At 63.2% G+C, this 20,401-nt stretch carries 17 protein-coding genes and 1 pseudogene; 7 read left to right on the top strand and 11 right to left on the bottom strand.

The annotated features are described in order from the left end of the window. Position 1 precedes the first annotated feature (1 nt). Together M1E10_RS14125 and kaiC are read right to left on the bottom strand one after the other, a co-directional pair. On the bottom strand, positions 2 to 292 hold the full coding sequence (locus tag M1E10_RS14125; protein WP_499177062.1) for a circadian clock KaiB family protein: 291 nt from the start codon (positions 290 to 292) through the stop codon (positions 2 to 4). Between the two features lie 20 nt (positions 293 to 312). Next, positions 313 to 1,992, bottom strand: coding sequence for a KaiC family protein (kaiC, locus tag M1E10_RS14120; RefSeq protein WP_499177061.1), 1,680 nt, complete (start codon positions 1,990 to 1,992; stop codon positions 313 to 315). A gap of 185 nt (positions 1,993 to 2,177) precedes the next feature. Between kaiC and M1E10_RS14115 the strand changes: the two genes are divergently transcribed. The 5 genes from M1E10_RS14115 to M1E10_RS14095 all read left to right on the top strand — a co-directional run bounded on the left by M1E10_RS14115 (position 2,178) and on the right by M1E10_RS14095 (position 8,734). Further along, positions 2,178 to 4,874, top strand: a complete 2,697-nt coding sequence (locus M1E10_RS14115) for a DUF2339 domain-containing protein (RefSeq protein ID WP_499177060.1) — start codon at positions 2,178 to 2,180, stop codon at positions 4,872 to 4,874. Continuing rightward, positions 4,871 to 5,521 (top strand): HD domain-containing protein, encoded by a 651-nt coding sequence (locus M1E10_RS14110; RefSeq protein WP_499177059.1) that lies wholly within the window; start codon positions 4,871 to 4,873, stop codon positions 5,519 to 5,521. Before M1E10_RS14115 ends, M1E10_RS14110 begins: the two co-directional genes overlap by 4 nt. A gap of 10 nt (positions 5,522 to 5,531) precedes the next feature. Continuing rightward, complete coding sequence (locus tag M1E10_RS14105) at positions 5,532 to 6,380, top strand: MOSC domain-containing protein (RefSeq protein ID WP_499177058.1); 849 nt, start codon at positions 5,532 to 5,534, stop codon at positions 6,378 to 6,380. Positions 6,381 to 6,506: 126 nt separating this feature from the next. Beyond that, on the top strand, positions 6,507 to 7,403 hold the full coding sequence (locus M1E10_RS14100) for a DMT family transporter (protein ID WP_499177057.1): 897 nt from the start codon (positions 6,507 to 6,509) through the stop codon (positions 7,401 to 7,403). A gap of 104 nt (positions 7,404 to 7,507) precedes the next feature. Continuing rightward, positions 7,508 to 8,734, top strand: a complete 1,227-nt coding sequence (locus M1E10_RS14095) for an MFS transporter (RefSeq protein WP_499177056.1) — start codon at positions 7,508 to 7,510, stop codon at positions 8,732 to 8,734. Here M1E10_RS14095 and recO read toward each other — a convergent pair. Then, positions 8,731 to 9,483: a DNA repair protein RecO gene (recO, locus tag M1E10_RS14090; RefSeq protein ID WP_499177055.1), complete on the bottom strand. Its 753-nt coding sequence runs from the start codon at positions 9,481 to 9,483 to the stop codon at positions 8,731 to 8,733. The two genes, M1E10_RS14095 and recO, sit on opposite strands and share 4 nt — an antisense overlap. A 172-nt stretch (positions 9,484 to 9,655) precedes the next feature. Between recO and M1E10_RS14085 the strand changes: the two genes are divergently transcribed. Beyond that, positions 9,656 to 10,021 (top strand): hypothetical protein, encoded by a 366-nt coding sequence (locus tag M1E10_RS14085; RefSeq protein ID WP_499177054.1) that lies wholly within the window; start codon positions 9,656 to 9,658, stop codon positions 10,019 to 10,021. Between the two features lie 21 nt (positions 10,022 to 10,042). Here M1E10_RS14085 and M1E10_RS14080 read toward each other — a convergent pair whose 3' ends face one another. The 5 genes and pseudogenes from M1E10_RS14080 to acpS form a co-directional block, all read right to left on the bottom strand. Next, positions 10,043 to 10,537 carry a PAS domain-containing protein gene (locus M1E10_RS14080; protein ID WP_499177053.1) on the bottom strand — a complete coding sequence of 165 codons (495 nt, stop codon included), beginning with the start codon at positions 10,535 to 10,537 and terminating at the stop codon, positions 10,043 to 10,045. A gap of 104 nt (positions 10,538 to 10,641) precedes the next feature. Further along, the gene (gene era, locus M1E10_RS14075; RefSeq protein ID WP_499177052.1) at positions 10,642 to 11,586 is read right to left on the bottom strand and encodes a GTPase Era; all 945 of its coding nucleotides are present in this window, start codon (positions 11,584 to 11,586) and stop codon (positions 10,642 to 10,644) included. A gap of 8 nt (positions 11,587 to 11,594) precedes the next feature. Beyond that, the gene (gene rnc / locus M1E10_RS14070) at positions 11,595 to 12,311 is read right to left on the bottom strand and encodes a ribonuclease III family protein (RefSeq protein WP_499177051.1); all 717 of its coding nucleotides are present in this window, start codon (positions 12,309 to 12,311) and stop codon (positions 11,595 to 11,597) included. Continuing rightward, complete coding sequence (lepB, locus tag M1E10_RS14065) at positions 12,312 to 13,058, bottom strand: S26 family signal peptidase (RefSeq protein WP_499177050.1); 747 nt, start codon at positions 13,056 to 13,058, stop codon at positions 12,312 to 12,314. It abuts the gene before it with no gap. A gap of 69 nt (positions 13,059 to 13,127) precedes the next feature. Continuing rightward, positions 13,128 to 13,533, bottom strand: a pseudogene (gene acpS / locus M1E10_RS14060) (holo-ACP synthase). A gap of 451 nt (positions 13,534 to 13,984) precedes the next feature. On the opposite strand from acpS, the gene M1E10_RS14055 reads away from it, so the two are divergent. Further along, complete coding sequence (locus M1E10_RS14055) at positions 13,985 to 17,059, top strand: hypothetical protein (RefSeq protein ID WP_499177049.1); 3,075 nt, start codon at positions 13,985 to 13,987, stop codon at positions 17,057 to 17,059. Positions 17,060 to 17,195: 136 nt separating this feature from the next. Here the strand turns inward: M1E10_RS14055 and M1E10_RS14050 are convergent, their stop codons facing one another. The 3 genes from M1E10_RS14050 to rpoZ form a co-directional block, all read right to left on the bottom strand. Next, positions 17,196 to 17,348: a DUF3563 domain-containing protein gene (locus M1E10_RS14050; protein ID WP_499177179.1), complete on the bottom strand. Its 153-nt coding sequence runs from the start codon at positions 17,346 to 17,348 to the stop codon at positions 17,196 to 17,198. A gap of 143 nt (positions 17,349 to 17,491) precedes the next feature. Then, positions 17,492 to 19,723: a RelA/SpoT family protein gene (locus tag M1E10_RS14045; RefSeq protein ID WP_499177048.1), complete on the bottom strand. Its 2,232-nt coding sequence runs from the start codon at positions 19,721 to 19,723 to the stop codon at positions 17,492 to 17,494. Between the two features lie 103 nt (positions 19,724 to 19,826). Next, positions 19,827 to 20,240 (bottom strand): DNA-directed RNA polymerase subunit omega, encoded by a 414-nt coding sequence (rpoZ, locus tag M1E10_RS14040; RefSeq protein ID WP_499177047.1) that lies wholly within the window; start codon positions 20,238 to 20,240, stop codon positions 19,827 to 19,829. Between the last annotated feature and the right edge of the window lie 161 nt (positions 20,241 to 20,401).

The raw sequence follows: 20,401 nt of genomic DNA, 5'->3' as shown, positions 1-20,401 counted from the left end.
GTCAGTTGCCTACCTTGAGATGGACGAGAACCTTTTCCCGGTCCGAAAGATCGCCGATGATCTTGCGGATCGGGACCGGCAGCTGCCGCACGAGGGTGGGGATCGCCACGATGTTGTGCTCGCGCGCCAGCTGCGGCGAGGTCTTCAGGTCGATGACCTCAACGGCATATCGGCCAGGCGTCGCGGCGCAGATGCGTTCGAGGTTCTCAATGGCAGCGACCGATTTCGGTGTCTGCCCTGCGATGTAAAGCACGAGCTTGAGCGGCTCGCCGTTGGCCTCAGTATCTTCCATGGTGGAGTTCCTTCCCTCGCCTAAGCCCGGCGACTTCTTTCCATTTCCAACCGGTCACGTTCGGCCTGGGCCTCAAAGTTCTCTTCATCCCGCCGGATGCGTTCGAGTTCGCGCTCGTCGGCCTCAAGTTCCGCATGCAGAGCATCGATCTCGGCCTTCATGCGCTGCCGGCGTTTGCCGATCTCCGCCTGCTTTCGCTCCGTCTCCACTGCCCGTTCGAACTCCCGCCGGCGATCCTGCGCCTCCTGGATGCGGCGCGCGGAGCCGGTGAGCGCACGGCCTTCGCCAATATAAGGCGGGACCAGCCTGATCCCATCGCTGGACAGGAGAAATTCGCGGACCTGATTGGAATGCGCCGTTCCCCTCGCCTTCAGGAGATAGAGCTCGCGGTTGAATTCGCCACTGCTTTCGCGGTTCAAGAGCAGGATCCAGGCGTCCATCAGCGAGGACAGTCCGACGTCGGTCTCAGCCACATCGCCCTGGCCGTGGGTCAGATGGGTGAAGACCCCGGTGACGCCGCGGGACTTCAGGAAGTCGACCATGCGAAGCATCATCGCCTGCACTTCGAGCTGGTCGGCATTGCCGATGAAGGCCGAGATGGGATCGACCACGACAAGCGTCGGCTTGAACCGCGTCACTTCGCGCAACATCACCGCGAGATGCATCTCGAGACTGTAGAACGTCGGACGTGCAGCGATGTGACGAAACTTGTCCCCGTCCATCCAGAGCTTCAGATCGATCCCGATGGAGCGCATGTTGCGGATCGTCTGTTCCGCAGACTCCTCGAACGAGAAATACAACGCCTTCTCGCCCGCGGCGCAGGCTGCGGCTGCAAAACAGGCAGAGAGAGAGCTCTTGCCCGATCCCGCCACACCGCTGATCAGCACGCTGGAGCCGCGATAGAAGCCCCCGCCCACCAGCATTTCGTCGAGATCAGGGACGCCGCTCTGGATGCGCTCTTCGCTGACCTTGTGATTGAGGCCGAGCGAACTGACCGGCAAAACGCTGAATCCATCGCTGTCGATCAGGAAGGGATACTCGTTGGTGCCATGCGCCGTGCCGCGGTACTTCACGATCCTCAGGCGGCGCGTGGAGACCTGGTTGTGGACGCGGTGATCCAGAAGCAGCACACAGTCGGAGACGTATTCTTCAAGACCCTGACGGGTGAGGCTGCCATCGCCGCGCTCGCCGGTGATGACCGTGGTCATCCCCTTGTCCTTCAGCCAGTCGAACAGCCGGCGGATTTCGGCGCGCAGGATGGCCGGATTGGTGAAGGCGGAGAACAGGCTCTCGATCGTGTCGAGGACGATGCGCTTGGCGCCGATCTCGTCGATGGCGAGCTCGAGCCGCAGGAACAGCCCCTCGAGATCATAGTCGCCGATCTCGGCAAGTTCGGCCGGGTCGACGGCGATGTGCTCGATCATGATCTTGCGCTCGGCAATCAGCTCTTCCATCCCGAAGCCGAGCGAGGCGACGTTGCTGACGATGTCGACCGGACGTTCCTCGAAGGTCACGAAGAGGCCCGGCTCATCAAACTCGCGGGCGCCGTTCAGCAGGAATGTCGAGGCGAATAGCGTCTTGCCGCAGCCGGCCGAGCCGCAGACCAGCGTGGGGCGACCGGACGGCAGGCCTCCCAGGGTCAACTCATCAAAGCCTTCGATGCCGGTCGGTGATTTCTTGATTTCGATGAGGTCGTTCATATCGTCCTAGCCCCGTACATCGTACTGATACGTCCCGTAGAACATGACACAGTGCGGCGCAATTTCAATTTGACATACCCATGGTACAGAACCGCGAAACACGACAGATACCTTAATTCCTGCGTGCTCTTTCCGAAGAGCGAAACCGGGATGTATAAGCAGGACAATCATCCAGGGCGGATTGCATGGAACTCTTGCTGCTTATTCTGATCGTGGTCGGCATTGTCTGGCAACGAAAGACGTCCCAGAGGCTGGCTCACCTCGAGGACGAGATGTCGGCGCTGAGGGCACAGCTTGGTGCTGCCTCCCCGCCGGCACCGGTCGAGGCCAAGCCCATCGTCGCTTCGGCCGCTCCTGCAAATGCCGTGGATGCGGAAAAGCGCGAACACCCACCCGAGGTGGTTGAGGCCGCTGCGCGCGAGACGGTCTCTCCGGAGCCCCAACACGCGGGACCACCGCCCAGCGCCGCACGCGACAGCTTCGAAAGCCGTCTCGGCGCCCGCTGGGCCGTGTGGGTCGGCGGCATCGCGCTTGCCTTCGGCGGCATATTCCTGATCCGCTATTCGATCGAGAGCGGCCTGCTCGGGCCGGAGGCGCGGCTGACACTGGCCGTGGTGTTTGGCCTGCTGCTGATCGCCGCCGGTGAGCTCATCCGGCGCAAGGCATTGCCGCAGGTATCGCAACGCTACAGCAATGCGATGATCCCGGGTGCACTGACCGCCGCAGGCGCGGTGACGCTGCTGGCCGCCACCTATGCCGCCCATGGCTACTACGGCTTTATCGGCCCGACGCTCACCTTCCTCCTGCTCGGCCTGATCTCGTTTGCGACGCTGGCACTGGCACTTCTCCATGGCCAGGCCCTCGCCGGGCTCGGCATCATGGCCTCCCTCATCACGCCGGCCCTTGTCGCGTCGACGGCGCCAAGCGCCAACATCCTGTTCGGCTTCCTCGCCATCGTCTGGCTTGCTTCGGCCATTGCCGCCCGTCAACGCGGCTGGCTGCGGCTACCGGTCCTGGCAAACCTCGGCCTCGCCTGCTGGGCTGTGATCTATGTGCTGACCTCCGACACCTTCGACCCGCTTCCGCCGACCCTTGCGCTACTCGTCATGGTCGCCGGGACGGCCTTCGTCTGGCCCGGGAAGACCGTTGCACAACCGGTTGATCCTGCGACGGAAAGCCGAGTTAAATTCCTGCGTCGGCGGCCGCTGGGGATCGGGCTTTCCGTGTCAATCGGCATTCTCCTGTCCTCATTCGCGATGCTGGCCGCATTCGATTCCGGAGAAGTCTCGCCCACTTTTGCCGCGGCGGCGCTGGTTGCAGCGCTGGCGGCTCTCGGCGGCGGGCGATCCTACGCCGTCTGGCCGACGCTGCTCTCCGCTTGCGGCGCCGCGATGGTCGCCGGCCTTCTCGCCGTGATCCGTCTGGATAGCGTCCCGCTGGTTGCCGGCGACGCCGCACCGGCTGCCGCGACCTACTCAGCAGACATCGCCGTCTGCCTGCTGCTGGGGGCTGTCTTCACCTTCCTCGGCTTCGTGTTCCTGAAGCGCTTCGGCCTGCAGGAGAGACGGCTGAGCCTCATCTGGGCCATTCTGATGTCGGCGGTGCCGGTGACTCTGGCCACGATCAGCTTCCTCAATTTCGGCCTGCTGGGGCTCGACTGGACCCACGGGCTTGATGGCATCCTGCTTGGCGCGGTGCTGCTGGCGGGTGCCGTCTGGCAGTTCCGGGAGGTGGAAACGGGCGTGAGCCGGCGTCCTGCCAACCTTCTCGTCGTCGGGTCGTTTGCCGCCTTCGCCTTTGCCCTTCACGCACTGACGAACGGACTGGTGACCACCGTGCTGCTCTCTGTCCTTGGCTTTGCCTATGTCGTGGCTACCCGGCAGCGGCCATGGCGTGCCCTGCCCTGGGCCATGTCGGCGGCGCTGCTGGTGATCTTTGCGCGCATCGCCTGGGAGCCGACGCTGGTGGGACCGGGCCAACTGGGCACCACCCCGTTCTTCAATGCGCTGTTGCCCGGCTACGGCATCCCGGCCCTGCTCTCGGTTCTGGCTGCCTACCAGCTGCGTCACTGGCCGGATCTGCGGGTCCGCAACTTTCTGCAGGCGCTTGCCTCGCTGATGGTGCTGATGACGGCGGCGGTGCTGGTGCGCCACGCCATGAACGGCGGCGTGCTGGCCGGCGGCACCCCGACCCTCGGAGAGCAGTCGATCTACACGCTGCTGACGGTCGGCTTCTCGGCAGCCCTGATGACACTCGACCGGCAGGCGCCGAGCCCCGTCTTCCGCTACGGCTCGATGATCGCCGGCGTGATTGCCACGATCAACGTGCTGTCGCTGCACGTCTTTGCCCTCAACCCCTATTTCAGCGGCGAGAGCACCGGAGCCTGGCCCGTCGCGAACCTGCTGCTGATCGGCTACCTGCTGCCGTCCATCGCCTACGCCGGTCTTGCCTATTATGCGCGCGACAAGCGGCCGGCGCCCTATGTGGCGATGCTGGCGGCGAGCGGTTCTCTTCTCGGTTTCCTCTGGGCGACGCTCTCGGTGCGGCGCTTCTGGCAGGGCGAGAATATCGCCGACTGGAAGGGCTTCCTGCCGGACGAGACCTATACCTATTCCGTCGTCTGGCTGGCGATCGGCGTTGCGTGCCTGATCCTCGGATCGAAGTTCGACGCCCGCAGCCTGCGGCTGGCATCGGCCGGACTGGTGATCGTCACGGTCATCAAGGTCTTCCTCATCGACATGTCGAACCTGGAAGGCATCCTGCGGGCGCTCTCCTTCATCGGGCTCGGCGTGGTGCTGATGGGCATCGGACTGTTCTACCAGAAGATCCTGGCGCGCTCGTCCACGAACGTCCCCGCGCCTGCGGAAGGCGACCAGCCGTGACCGCATCGCTGGCCGCAGCCTTTGCCCCCTTCGAAGACCTCGCGCGTCAGCTTCTGGCGCATGCGACGGAGGGAGACGACGGGTCGCACGACATCGCGCACATCCTGCGCGTCTTCCGCAATGCCATGCGCATCCACGCAGCCGAGGGCGGCAACGGCCGGGTTCTCGCCGCCGCCGTGCTGCTGCATGACTGCGTCGCGGTGGAGAAGAATTCGCCGCTGCGGGCCGAGGCTTCGCGGCTGGCGGCGGAGAAGGCGTCGAACGTGCTGGCGGCATTGTCTTGGGACGAGACGGATATCGGCGCCGTTGCCCATGCCATCACAGCCCACAGTTTTTCCGCCAATGTCACGCCGGAGACGCTGGAGGCGAAGATCCTGCAGGATGCCGACAGGCTGGACGCCATCGGCATGGTGGGGGCGGCGCGCTGTTTCTACATCGCCGGGCGCATGGGATCCGGCCTCTACGATCCGGCCGATCCGCTGGCAACCGAGCGACCGCTCGACGACAAGGCTTTCGCCATCGACCACTTCGAGACGAAGCTCTTCAAGCTGGCCGAAGGTTTCCGGACGCCGACCGGACGGGCACTGGCCACAGAGCGGCACACGCGCTTGAAGCATGTGCTCGACTTGTTTCTCGACGAAATCTGAAGGTTCTCCTATGCACGTCAGCGCATTGCATTTCTATCCCCTGAAGAGCGGCCGCGGCATTGCCTTGCGCGAGGCCGAGATCGGCGCGGAAGGTATTCCCGGCGACAGGCGCATGATGCTCGTCGGTCCCGACGGGACATTTATCACCCAGCGCGACACGCCAGCGCTTGCCCGGCTGGAGGTGCAGCCGCAGGCGACAGGCGCGACGATCACGCTCGCTGGCGGCGAGGTTCTCGACGTCGTGCAACCGCCGGTCGACAGACGGATGGACATCGTCGTCTGGAAATCGACCGTCAGCGCCGCTGTGGCGGACGATGCCACCAATGCCCGCCTTTCTACGTGGATCGGCCGCGAGGTTAGGCTGGTGTTCTTCGACGAGATGGCCGAGCGGACGGCGAGCGCCGAATGGGCCGGTGACGGCACGCCGGTGACCTTCGCGGACGGCTACCAGGTGCTGATCACCACCACCGCCTCGCTCGCGGCCCTCAACGCCGACATGGAAGCCCATGGCGAGGGCAGCGTCGGCATGGAGCGCTTCCGGCCGAACATCGTGCTGGAGACGGATGAGCCCTGGGCGGAGGACGGCTGGGTGACGCTCGACATCGGCGGCATCACCTTCGACCTCGTCAAGCCCTGTGCCCGCTGCATCATGACCACCCAGGACCAGTGGACCGGCTCCCGGGATGCTGCGAACCCGATGCCGGCCATGGGGCGCATCCGCATGTCGGCCGATCGTCGCGTTCCCGGCCCTCTGTTCGGCTGGAATGCGGTGCCCCGCGGCAGCGGCCGCATCGAGATCGGCAGCCCGGCAAAGGTGGCCGCCACGCGCGACTTTCCGTGGTCGATCAAGAAGCGGTGATTTTTCGGCTTGCCTCAAACCTGATGGACGCTATTTTCAGGCACGGTTGTCAGACAACCTGCCTGCCTTTCTGCCAGCGACCTCCCGTGTGACTCTCGAGGCCGTCCTCTCAGGGAAATACCATTCATGACACCTCGGGCGACCGGCCTCGCATTCGCGCTTCTGGCGGTGACCATATTTTCGATCCAGGACGGTGTCTCCAAGCACCTCGGCGACAACTATCCCGCCATCTTCATCGCCATGATGCGCTATTGGGCCTTTGCAGGCTTTGCCGTCATGCTCGCCGGCCGCTCCCGCGGCGGCATCCGCGTCGCGGCGACAACGCCACGGCCCTGGCTACAGATCTTCCGGGGTGTACTGCTGGCGGTGCAGATCGTCGTGGCGATCCTGTCGTTTTCGATGGTGGGACTGGCGCAGAGCCAGGCGATCTTCCAGTCGGCGCCGCTCCTGGTGGCGCTCCTGTCGATGCCGCTGCTCGGCGAACGAGTCGGCTGGCGGCGATGGACGGCGATCGCCGTCGGCTTCGTCGGCGTCGTGCTGATCCTGAAGCCGGATGCCGGTGGCTTCGACATGAGGATGCTGCTGCCGATGGCCGGCGCCGTGATCTACAGCCTCTATTCGATCACCACGCGGCTCGCAAGCCGGACGGACGCCGCCTCGACCAGCTTCTTCTACACCGGCGTCGCCGGTGCCGCCGCCATCTCGCTGGTCGGACCGTTCTACTGGACGAGCTTTTCGGGCAACGACGGCTACTGGATGGCGGCACTCTGCATGTTCGGCATCGCCGGGCACTATTTCCTGATCCGGGCCTTCGACTACATCGACGCCGTCATCGTCCAGTCAATGTCCTACCTGCAGCTCGTGCTGGTGACGATCATCGGGGTGCTGATCTACGAGGAAACGCTCGGCTTCAACATGGTCGTCGGATCGGTGATCGTCGTCGCCGCCGGCCTGTTTACGATCTACCGCGAGGCGCGCGCCGGAAAGCGCCCCCTGAAATTGGATCCCAGCGGTGAGCTTTGAAAGCCTTCATCAATCCTGGTGATGCTTGCCTCTAAAAAACTGATTTCGGGAAAAGCCCACGCAGCGCTATGGTCTCTCTCTTAGCGAACTTCAGGAGAGCCAGGATGCCGCAGGCCATCAAGTCCCCCATGCCCTGGGTGATCATCCTCTCGGGCTGCCTGATCGCGATGCTGACCTTCGGGCCGCGCTCGGCCATGGGCTTCTTCCAACTGCCGATGCTTTCCGATACCGGCTGGGACCGCTCCACCTTCGGGCTGGCCATGGCGTTCCAGAACCTCTTCTGGGGACTGAGCCAGCCCTTCTTCGGGGCGCTTGCCGACAAATACGGCACCGGCCGCGTGCTGGTGATGTCCGGCCTGCTCTACGCCGCCGGGCTCCTGGTGATGGCCTACGCGGACGCGCCCCTCTGGCTGCACATCGGCGGCGGCGTGCTGGTCGGAACGGCCATCGGCGCCGGCTCCTTCAGCGTCATCCTGTCTGCCTTCGCGCGGCATGTGACGCCGGAGCAGCGCTCCATGGCCTTCGGCTTCGGCACGGCGGCGGGTTCGGCGGGCATGTTCCTGTTTGCGCCTCTCAGCCAGGCGCTGATCAGCAATCTCGGCTGGTCCGACAGCCTGGTTGCCATGTCGATCATGATGCTGATCGTGCCGTTGCTCGCCTATCCGCTGCGCGGCAACGGGTCTTCCGGCAGCCAGTCTCAGGCGGCCTTCAAGCAGACTGTCGGCGCGGCGCTGAAGGAAGCGCTCGGGCACAAGAGCTATCTCCTGCTCACCACCGGCTTCTTCGTCTGCGGTTTCCAGGTCGCCTTCATAACCGCGCATTTCCCCGCCTATCTTGGCGATATCGGCATCGAGGCAAGCTACGCCGTGATCGCGATGGCGCTGATCGGCTTCTTCAACATCATCGGGTCGCTGGCCGCCGGCTACATCGGGCAGCGGTACTCGAAGCCCTACTTCCTCGCCTACATCTACATCGGCCGTTCGATCGCCGTAACGGCCTTCCTGCTGCTGCCGCAGACGCCTTTGTCCGTCGTCATCTTTGCGACCGTGATGGGGCTCTTGTGGCTTTCCACAGTGCCGCCGACCAATGCGCTGGTGGCGATCATGTTCGGAACGCGCCATCTCGGTCTGCTCGGCGGGCTCGTGTTCCTGTCGCACCAGATCGGATCGTTCCTCGGCGTCTGGATGGGCGGCTATCTCTATGATCGCCTGGGCTCCTACGACGCCGTCTGGTGGCTGGGCGTGATCCTCGGCCTGTTTGCCGCCGTGATCCACTGGCCGATCCGCGAAAAGCCCGTGGCACGGCCGCAACCCGCCGCGGTGCCGGCCTAACCCGCCTCCTGCACATCCGGCCGCGACAGCGCCTTCAGCGCCGCCTGGACGAAACCGTCCCGGGCGGCGTTTTCGGTAATGCCGCGCGGCTCGTAGATGTGGCGATGGAGAAAGTACCCAGTCAGGCGGAAGGCGGACGCCATGCCTGCCGCATCCGCGGCGGCTCGTGACCCTTCCTTCAGGAAGGACGGCAGCGCCAAAAGGCGGTCAGCATAGGGTGCCCCAGCGGCGCCGGAGACCGCGCGCCCGCTCTTCGGAGACACATAGAGAAGGTCGTCCCGGACGCCGGTGGCGGCGCATTCGGCCAGATCGAGGCCATAACCGAGGTCGTTGAGGATTGCGAGTTCGAACCGCACGAAGAGCTCTCCGGCATCGGCGGGATCATCCATCGCCTCCAGGATGACGTCGAGCGCCTCGTAGAGGTGCGGATGGGGATCTCGCTCCGGCAGGAGGCGCAGCAGGGCGCCCATGGCCTGCACCCCATAGAGAGAGGTGGCGGTTTCCATCAGCCGGGCCGCCCGCAGCTTCACCGGCTCCAGCTTGAACTCGCCGAGGTGTTCGTCGAGCCGAGCCCGCCAGACCACCTCCACCTGGTTGCCGGGCTGCAGCACCGGCTGCATGGTGCGGGACCGGCCGGAGCGCACGATGCCGAGATGCCGGCCGCGGTCGCGGGTCATCACTTCGGCGATCACGCTCGTCTCGCCGTGCCGCTTCACCCCGATGATGATTGCTTCATCCTGCCACTGCATCGATGCGTCGGTTCCTGTCGCCGTGAGAGAGCTATAGCCGATACGCCGCCGAGCCTGAATTGTTAATGCTGACGCTTATCCTGTTTGGCGAAGGCGGCACAATCTTGATGAGGTTCGGAACAAAAGGCCCTCCTCCGGAATTGCTCAGCGGAAATCCCACCGAGGTGCACCCATGAAATATCTTCCCATCGTTCTGCTTCTCGTCGCCTCCCCGGCGGCGGCCCAGTCGCCCGAGCTTGAGCAGGCCTGCGCAGCCGTTGCGCAGAACTTCCTGCTGACACCGACCGTCAAGACCGGTGTGGTGCAGTCGTTTCCAAACCTGGAGCCGCCCGGCGCCCGGATGACCTTCTCAACCCGCGCAGACCCTCAGCCGACCGATTTCACCAATGAGATCGAATGCCAGTTCGCCACCGCGACGCCGCCGCTCAGCCTGACCCGCTTCTGCATATCCAGCGCCTGCTACTCGGAGAACGAGCAGGAACCGGAAAACCGTCGCCGGTACCTCGAGGTGAAGGCGTTAATGGACCGCCAGAACTAAGCTGCCGCCGTCCGGCACCAGTTATCTCTCCGTCCTGTTCCCCAGGACGGAGAGAGCAGATGACAGATAGCGGGCTGCAAGCGCATGTCTGCGGCTCTCCGCGATGCCAAGAGCTGCCCGACAGTGTAGCTCCAGCGGGTCTTCGGCAACGCACGTCTCAGGCTCCGGCACGATGGTGACGATGCCGCTATAGATCGATGGTCCACCACGGGCATCACGCAGACAGCGCCCGATCGCTGAGACGGCGATCTCGCGACCGTCCGGGTGAACGACCCGGTAGTTTTCCTTGTAGAGGCCACCAGTCAGGATGGCGTCATGCACCGAACGGGCGAGCCGCTGCCGGTCACCATCCTTGACGCAGCGAATGACCTCGGCAATCGGCACGCCTTCCGCCAGGGCTTCCAGCGAAATCCCGAAAACGGACGCGATGACCTGGTCACCGTAGACGCGATCCTCAGGGACAATGAAACTATAGATGCCGGTGACCATATCCCCGTTTTTATTGTCGTTTATCACCAAGAGCCGCCCTATCCACCTCATGCGATTTTCAGCAAAGGCTTATGACAGTCCAAACTGCATTAGCAACTGCTTAAAGTGCGGACGGCGTCTTCGGAGAGTCATTATCCTCGGGGAAATTCCAGACCCATCTCGCGGAACCGCTCCGGATCGTCGCCCCAGTTCTCCCTCACCTTGACGAAGAGGAAGAGGTGGACGGGCTGCTCGAGGATTTCAGAGAGTTCCTTTCGCGACGCTGTCGAGATCGCTTTGATGGCATCGCCGTTCTTGCCGAGCGCGATCTTCTTCTGGCTGTCGCGCTCCACGTAGATCACCTGCTCGATGCGGACAGAGCCATCCTTGCGCTCCTCCCACTTCTCGGTCTCGACGTGCGACGCATAGGGAAGCTCCTGGTGCAGGCGCAGGAAGAGCTTCTCGCGGGTGATTTCGGCGGCCAGCTGGCGCATCGGGAGATCGGAAATCTGGTCCTCGGGATAATACCAGGGGCCTTCCGGAAGCCGATCCGTCAGAAAGTCCAGGAGGTCGGTGCAGCCGGAACCGGTAGTGGCCGAGACCATGAAGGTGCGCTCGAACTCGACGACCTCGTTGGCCGCCGCCGTCAGCTTCAGCAGGCTTTCAGGATCGACCCGGTCGATCTTGTTGAGGACCAGGATCTTCGGCTGGTGGACGTCCTTAAGCCCCTGCAGGATGGCGTCGGCATCGCCGCGCAACCCGCGCTCGCTGTCAATCAGCAGCATGATCAGGTCGGCGTCCTTGGCACCGCCCCAGGCGGACATCACCATGGCGCGGTCCAGCCTGCGGCGCGGCTTGAAGATGCCGGGGGTGTCCATGAAAACGATCTGGGCGGTCTTGTGGATGGCGATGCCGCGGACGATGGCGCGGGTGGTCTGCACCTTGTGGCTGACGATCGACACCTTGGCGCCGACCAGGCGGTTCAGGAGCGTCGACTTTCCTGCATTGGTGGCGCCGATGAGCGCCACAAAGCCTGACCTCGTCGCTGCTGCTGGCTGCTCCGGCTCGGTATCGATGATGTTGTCGTTCTCTGTCATGTTCCCATTCAACTTTCGGCAGACTGTTTCTGCCATATGCCTTCGCGCTCCAGCATTCTGGCGGCGGCAACCTGCTCTGCCGCCCGCTTGGAGCGATCGACACCGGTCTCTGGCGCAATGCCCTTGATTTCGACGGTGACGGTAAAACGCGGATCATGATCCGGACCGGAGCGCTCGTCCACCCTGTAGGCCGGGGTCAGAGCGAATTTCGCATGCGCCCATTCCTGGAGCTCGGTCTTGGCATCGCGCCGGGCACCGTCGGCCCGGGTCGCCCGTTCCTGCCAATAGCGGGTGATGAAGGTCCTTGCCGCCTCCAGGCCGCCGTCGAGATAGAGAGCCGCAATCAGGCTTTCCACCACGTCGGCGCGCACGTTCAGCATGCGCTTGCCGGTCAGCTTTTTCACGTCGGCGCCGGTGCGGATGTAGCGATGCAGGTCCATCTCGTCGGCGACTTCAGCGCAGGTCTCGGCGCTCACCAGTTGGTTCAGCCGCACCGAAAGCTCACCCTCCGCGGCCGTCTTGAACGTGCGAAACAGCAATTCGGCGACGCACAGACCGAGCACACGGTCGCCCAGAAACTCCAGCCGCTCGTAGTTGGCGCCCTTGGCTGACCCGGTGCTGGCATGCGTCAGCGCCCGGTCCAGCCATTGCTTGTCGACGAACTCATGGCCGATGAGCGTTTGGAGCTTCGACTGATCGTCCGCCGAGAGCAACTTCCCCTTCATTCAGTTGACACCCTTGAACAGGCGCTCCCAGCGCATGTTGGAAGGCCACTTCCAGAATTCGCGGAAGGAGGTATCGTTGCCAACGGAGAAGAAGATGACGCTGGCGCGGCCCACCAGGTTCTCGGCCGGCACAAAGCCGACGTCGAAGCGGCTGTCGAGAGAGTTGTCGCGGTTGTCGCCCATGAAGAAATAATGGCCCTCCGGCACGATGAACTCGCGGGTGTTGTCGCCGCGGGAATTGGCGACCTGGTCCAGCGTCTCATAGCTGACGCCATTGTCGAGCGTCTCGCGGAAGACCGGTACGTCGCTGCCCGGGTCAAGGCGATAATCGGAGGTGAAGGAGCCGTCCTGCTGCTTGGGAACGGGCTCGCCGTTGATGGAGAGAATGCCATCCGTCATCTGGATCCGGTCGCCCGGCAGGCCGATCAGGCGCTTGATGTAGTCCACATCGGTGTCAGTCGGCAGGCGAAAGACGATGACATCGCCCCGCTCTGGCTCGCTTCCAAAGATGCGGCCATCAAAGAGATCTGGCGAGAACGGCAGGGAGTATTTCGAATAGCCGTAGGCGAACTTGTTGACGAAGATGTAGTCGCCGACGAGCAGCGTCGGCATCATCGACCCAGACGGAATCGTGAAGGGCTGGAAGAAGACCGTCCGGATGACCATCGCCAGAAGCAGCGCCTGGATAATGACCTTGATGTTTTCCCAGAGGGCGCTGTCATGCTTCTTGCTGGCTTTATCGGACACGGGGCGTCTTTCTTTTGAATTCCTGCATTTTGGCTCTCTCTAGCCCCTTCGCCATGCGGCGGCAATGCCTCAATCCGCCACGGGCCTCGCCTCGATGACAACGAAAGCCTGCGCATAGGGATATTCGTCAGTGATAGTGACATGCACCACGGCCTCATGGCCGGCGGGCATAAGGGAGGCGAGAATGGTGGCAGCCCCTCCGGTCAAGGCCATGGTCGGCTTGCCGCCCGGCAGGTTGACCACGCCCATGTCCTTCCAGAAGACGCCCTGGGCCAGGCCCGTACCGAGGGCCTTGGAGCAGGCTTCCTTGGCGGCAAACCGTTTGGCATAGGAGGCGGCGCGGTTGCGGCGGCGGTCGGACTTCGTGCGCTCGACTTCGGTGAAACAGCGCCGCGTGAAGCGTTCGCCATGGCGCTCAAGCGTTTTTTTCGATACGGCGAATGTCTATAAGATCGCTGCCCATGCCGATGATCATTGGTCCCTCCTTCCGGGAGGGCTCCCGGCGCGCGTCGTTGACTGCGCCATGACTTGAGCATTGGCAGGCGCGACGTCAAGCATCATGACAGTAAGGATTCCTTAATCATTGGCCCGCCATTAACCTGGAATTAAAGAAATTCCCCAATGAATAGAGTTGCTCGTTCGCTGCCGTAGCGGAACTCCCTGCATCGGTGCATGCGCAGGCGCAGGAAGCAGAACCCTTGTGGTTCTGAACGCATGACGCGCTTCCTCCGCCTTGGTCCCCGCGGCCATGTCTCACCCCACGCCAGCCCATCAAACGCGTCTCCGGTACATCATCGCGGCGCCGCGATCTTTGGTCTAGGCCGCCGATAGGCGCAGAGAGGACCGCGCATTTTACGTCATGCGCTCCATCCTGCGACATTCGACGGCAGACATGAACTGCAACGGTAACCGAGTGTAGGCGCCTTATGACTCCCATCTCCGCCCTTCCAGCGAGCCAGATCCGCTACCTCTCGGCTGCCGACATCACTGCGCTCTCGCGCGACGAGATCGCGTCTCTCAGCGCGTCCCATATCCGGGCGCTGAACTCCGAACAGGTTGGCGCGCTGGAAGCCGAGGATATTGCCGCCCTCAGCGTTGCCCAGATAAAGTCGATCTCGAACCATGCCATCAAGGGCTTGAGCCTGGAGAACATCGCTGTTCTCGACGCCGCCAAGATCGCGGGCCTGCATACGGCGCAGGTGGCGGCCCTCACCACCGACCAGATCGCTGCAATGTCGGCCAACCAGATCGAGGCCTTCAGCTCCTCCCAGACGCGCGCCTTCAGCGCCGCGCACCTCGAAGCCATGAGCGCCGAGGACATTTCGCGGCTGACGCCTGCCGAAATCTCCACCGTCAGCGCACGCGCTCTGGCAGGTCTGTCTGCCGATATCCTAGCCGGTCTCAGCACCGGCCAGACGGGTGCGCTCACTGCGGCGCAGATCAAGACCCTGACGACCGAACACATCGCGGCGCTCACCACGAACCAGATCGCATCGCTCAGTACTTCCGCCATCGTGGGCCTGACGTCGACCCAGGTCGACGCCATGAGCGCCGAACAGATTGGCGCATTCACCAGCGCCCAGACCCGCGCCCTCAGCCGCGCGCAAATCGCCGCGATGGGTGCCGAAGACATTGCAGCCTTTGCCAGCGCCGATATCGCGGCGATCAGCACGAAGGCCATCACCGGACTGTCGTCGAACACGATGGCCCAGCTTGACGCGACGCAACTCGGCGCGCTGACCGCATCGCAGGTGACCGCGCTTTCCACACTGCAGGTTGCCGCGCTCACGGCCAGCCAGCTGGCAGACCTGAGAACCGACCAAGTCGCTGCCCTCAATGCGCGGCAGGTAGCAGCCCTCACCCCTTCGCAGGTCACCGGGCTCGACAGCAAGCTCGGGTCGCTAAGCGTGCAAGCGATGGCCGGTCTCACCACCAGCCAGATCAGCGTCATGAGCCCAACGGAGATCGGGGCATTCAACACAAGTCAGGTCGGGGCGTTGTCGGCAAGGCAGGTCGCAGCGCTCAGCGCCGAGCAGATCACGGCTCTCGACACCAAGATCAGCGCGCTCAGCGCCAGAGCCGTCAGCGGGATGACCACCACGCAGATCAGCGCCATGAGCCCCACTGAGCTCGGCGCTTTCAGCGAGGTCCAGATGGCAGCCTTGAGGAATACGCAGCTCTCCGCCCTGGCCGCGGAGGACATTGCCGAACTCTCCACCGGCGACATTGCCGCCATCAGCACCCGGTCCATCGCCGGCCTGACGGGCGCCGCCGTAATCCAGCTCGATTCCGCCCAGATCGGTGCGCTGACGACCAGTCAGATTGCGTCCCTGACGACGGACCAGATCGCCGCGCTGACGACCGATCAGATCGGCAACCTGAGCACATCCCACGTGGCCGCCCTCACCTCCAAGCAGGTTGCGGCACTCAGCGTGGAGCAGATGACGGCACTCGACAGCAAGATCAGCGCCATCAGCGCCCGGGCTATTGCCGGACTGACGACCGAGCAGATCGATGCCATGAGCCCGACCGAGCTCGGCGCTTTCAGCGAAACCCAAGTCGCGGCATTGCGGGCGCCCCAGCTGGCGGCGCTGAGCGCCGAGGACATCGCAGAATTCTCCACCAATGACATTGCCGCGATCAGTTCTCGGGCGATCCTCGGTCTCTCGACCAGCGCTCTTGCCGGTCTCGACAGCGCCCAGCTCGGCGCTCTCGGCACGGCACAGGTAGCCTCCCTCTCGACGACCCAGATCGCAGCCTTGACGACCGACCAGGTGTCCGGCCTGAGCAGCACGCAGCTCGGTGCGCTGACATCCCGGCAGGTCTCGGCTTTAACGGACACGCAGATCACTGCGCTCGACACCAAGATCAGCGCGCTCGCCACACGCGCCGTCGCAGGCTTTACGGCGTCACAGCTCACGGCCATGAGCCCGACGCAGATCGAAGCTTTTTCCGAGGATCAGACGGCAGCGCTCAAGGCGACGCAGCTTGCGGCCATGGCAGCAGAGGATATCGCGGCCTTCTCCACCAGCGATATTGCCGCCATCAACAGCAGGGCGATCGCCGGCCTTTCAACGAGCGCCATCGCAGGCCTGGGTTCAGCGCAAATCGGCGTGCTTTCCACCAGCCAGATCGCAGCGTTTTCAAGCGAACAGGTTACCGCCCTGACGGCTGAACAGTTCGGCATCCTCACCACGGACCAGATCGCGGCGCTGACATCGCGTCAGGTTGGGGTGATGAGCGCGGACCAGATTTCGGCGCTGGATGCCAGGATCAGCGCACTCAGCGTCAAGGCTGTGGCTGGCCTGACCACGTCGCAGATCAGCGCCATGGCACCGAGCGAGCTTGGCGCACTCAACGAGGCACAGATCGCGGTTCTGAAGATGACGCAGCTTTCCGCTGTTGCCGCGGAAGACATTGCGGAGTTTTCAACATCCGACATCGCGGCCATCAGCGCAAAGGCGATTGCCGGCCTCGCCACGGCTGCGATCGCCGAGCTCGACGCCGCCATGCTGGCTGCGCTGTCGACCAGCCAGGTTGCGGCCTTGTCGACCGACCAGGTGGCTGCCTTGACCGCCGATCAGATCGGCGATCTGAACACGGATCAGGTGGCTGCGCTGACGGCAAGGCAGGTGGGTGCGATGACTGCCGAGCAGATCAGCGCGCTCGACGCGGACATCGCCGTGCTCAGCACCAAGGCCATTTCCGGACTGACGACATCTCAGATCGCAGCAATGAGCCCGACCGAAATCGGCGCCCTGACCGACGCACAGGTCGGCGTGCTGAAGACGGCCCACTTTGCCGCCATGGCTGCGGAGGATTTTGCCGAATTCTCGACGAGCGATATCGCGGCAATCAATGTGAGGGCAATTCCGGGGATTGCAGCAGGTGTCTTCGCGACACTGACCAGCGATCAGTTGATGGCCTTTACGACGGATCAGATCCAGGCGGCCAAACCAGACCAGGTGGATGCGCTGATCGCCGCCTTCAACGCCCTCTAGACCATCTGCTGAAATGCTCAGCGAGTCCGGCAAGGCCGCTGCTAGGCCTGCTTCACGAGGGCGGTTTCACGTCCACGGCCGTGCCAGTGCGCGGCCGCAACAGGATGAGTGTTGATACTCGGTAAAACGTCTTGTCTTAGAACATCTTGCGGAACATGCCGCGATCGATCTGGCGCTGACGGTATTCGAGATCAACGCGATCAGCCGAACCATTCAAATAATCGAGCTCGCGTTCTTCGATGCTGGGGCCGCGCAGGCTGCGGGCAAACTTCTTTACGGGACCAAACATAGTCTTCTTCCTCTTCACGTCTTTGTTCTATTGCACTGCAGCAATATAGGCGCTCGGCAGGACAAAGACCAACGCCACCTGAGCGGTCCTGCCCTGCTTGGGAAGCATGGCAGAACCGACAGGATGACCAGGAAAAGGGCAGTTCAGTCGTAGACGCGCTTGACCGTGGAAATGCAATCAAGATCCTTCAACTGGGTCAGCATCTGGTTCAGCTGCCGAAGGTCCCAGACTTCCACGTCGATGAGGATCTCGGAAAAGTCGGCGGCGACACGCCCCATGTCGAGATTGCGGATATTGATGTCGAGGCTGCCGATGGTCTGGGCCACGGTCGCCAGGGTTCCGGGCTCGTTCAGGGCATTGATGATGATCCGGGCCGTGAAGCGCGACTTGTTGGCGTCGTCGAGATCCCAGCGCATGTCGATCCACCGCTCGGGTTGGTCGTCGAAGCGCTGCAGCGCCGAGGCCTGGATCGGGTAGATGGTAATCTTCGTCTCGTTCTCCATGATCCCGACGATCCGGTCGCCCGGGACCGCACCGCTCGGGGCGAAGTTCACCTCCATGTTGCCGGCCAGACCGCGGATCGGCAGCGGGACCGAACCCTGTCCGTCTGCCTGCTCGTCGTCGGGAGCCTCGGCGGAGCGACCGGGGATGCGGAACATCATGCCGGAGACGCTGCGCACGTTGAACCAGCCTTCGTCCGCCAGGGGCTTGATGGTGACGCGCTCGTCCTTGTAGTCGGGATAGACCGCGCGCATGACGTCGAGCGACGACAGCTCTCCGCGTCCCACGGAGGCGATGGCATCCTCCACGTCCTTCTGGCCGAGGCGATGGAGCACGGGCTTCAGGCTTTCACGGGAGAAGACCTTGCCGGCGCGCTCGAAGGTGCGCTCGAGGATGCGGTGGCCGAGGCCGGAATACTGCTTGCGGATTGCCATGCGGGTCGCCCGGCGAATGGCGGCGCGCGCCTTGCCGGTGACGACAATCTCCTCCCAGGCGGCCGGTGGTACCTGCACGCCGGAGCGGATGATCTCGACCTCGTCGCCGTTGTTGAGCCGAGTAACGAGCGGCATGATGCGGCCATTGATCTTGGCGCCCACGGTGGTGTCGCCGATGTTGGTATGGACCGCATACGCGAAATCGATCGGCGTGGCGCCACGCGGCAGAGCGATCAGCTTGCCCTTCGGGGTGAAACAGAAGACCTGGTCCTGGAACAGCTCGAGCTTCGTGTGCTCCAGGAACTCCTCCGGATTGTCGCCTTCGGAAAGGGCCTCGATCGTGTGACGCAGCCAGGAGTAGGCGCTGGACTCCTTCGACAGGAGCTCCCCGCCCTCGCCGCCTTCGCCATCCTTGTAGAGCGCATGGGCGGCGATGCCGTATTCGGCGATCTCGTGCATCCGGGTCGTGCGGATCTGCAGCTCGATGCGCTGGCGCGTTGGTCCGATGATGGTGGTGTGGATCGAACGATAGTCGTTCTGCTTCGGGGTGGAGATGTAGTCCTTGAAGCGGCCTGGCACGACGCGCCAGCGCATGTGGACGATGCCGAGGGCGCGATAGCAGGCGGGAATGTCTCCCACCATAATGCGAAACCCGTAGATGTCGGAAAGCTGTTCGAAGGACAGTGACTTCGACTGCATCTTGCGGAAGACGGAGTAAGGCTTCTTCTGGCGGCCCTTGACCACGGCGTCCAGCAGCCCGTTGGCAACCAGCAGATCGCGCAGTTCGTCCTCGATCTTGGTGATCAGACCCTCGTTGCGGGCGGAAAGCTCCACAAGACGCTTCGTCACCGTCTCATAGGCTTCGGGGTTGAGGTAGCGGAAGGAGAGATCCTCGAGCTCGTCGCGGAGGTCCTGCATGCCCATGCGGCCCGCAAGCGGCGCATAGATGTCCATGGTCTCTTCGGAGATGCGCGCCCGCTTTTCCGGGTTCATATGCTCCAGGGTGCGCATGTTGTGCAGGCGGTCGGCGAGCTTGACCAGCAGCACCCGCACATCGTCGGAGATCGCCAGCAGCAGCTTGCGCAGGTTTTCCGCCTGCTTGGCCTTCTTGCTGACGAGATCGAGCCGCTTGAGCTTCGTCAGCCCCTCGACAAGGCGGCCGATGTCTTCGCCGAACAATTCGTCGATCTCGGCGCGGGTCGCCGTGGTGTCTTCGATCGTGTCGTGCAGCAGGGCGACTGCAATCGTCGACTCGTCGAGATGCATGTCGGTGAGGATAGCGGCCACTTCGAGCGGGTGCGAGATGTAGGGATCGCCGCTGGCGCGTTTCTGCAGGCCATGCTTCTGCATGGCGTAGACATAGGCCTTGTTGAGAAGAGCTTCGTTGGCATCAGGCTTGTATTTCTGAACCCGCTCAACAAGCTCATATTGCCGCATCATGCCGAAAGGATTCCTGATTTGAAAAACGAAAAAGGCGCGCCAGTCGCAGACTGGCGCAGCCATCATGATGCAGGCAAACTATTTCCGACCAGACAATGAACGATCAGTAATCGTCGCTCTTTTCCGGCGGAACAAGACCCTCGATGCCGGCAAGCAATTCTTCTTCCGACATCTGGTCGAACGTCACCGGTTCCGGCAGGTCGTCGTCCTGGTCGTTGCGGTCGGCGTTCGTGGCAGCTCCTGCGTTGGCCGCGAGCAGCGAGGCCGGATCGGGCTCGGGCTCGTCGATTTCCACATGCTTCTGCAGCGAGTGGATCAGGTCTTCCTTGAGATCATCGGGCGACAGCGTCTCGTCGGCGATTTCACGCAGCGCAACCACCGGATTCTTGTCGTTGTCGCGGTCGATGGTGATCTGCCCACCTTGGGAAATCTGACGTGCGCGATGGCTGGCCAGAAGCACGAGCTCGAACCTGTTGTCGACTTTGTCGATGCAATCTTCTACGGTGACACGGGCCATTGCCTGTCCTTTGCGGTCGTTTTTGTTCGGGAGTTAATACGCCCGATACAGCCATTGCAGCGGGAATTCAAGTTTTTCCTGCGATACGCCCTCATCCCTCACCACTCCTGTTCGGCGATCGAGCACGAAGATTTCGATCAAAGGTGCTTGGCGAAAGTCGA

The sequence above is a fragment of the Rhizobium sp. PK7-22 genome (assembly GCF_056530405.1).
The sequence above is the reverse complement of the archived record's forward strand: the minus strand, read 5'-3'. Positions and strand labels throughout refer to the sequence as shown.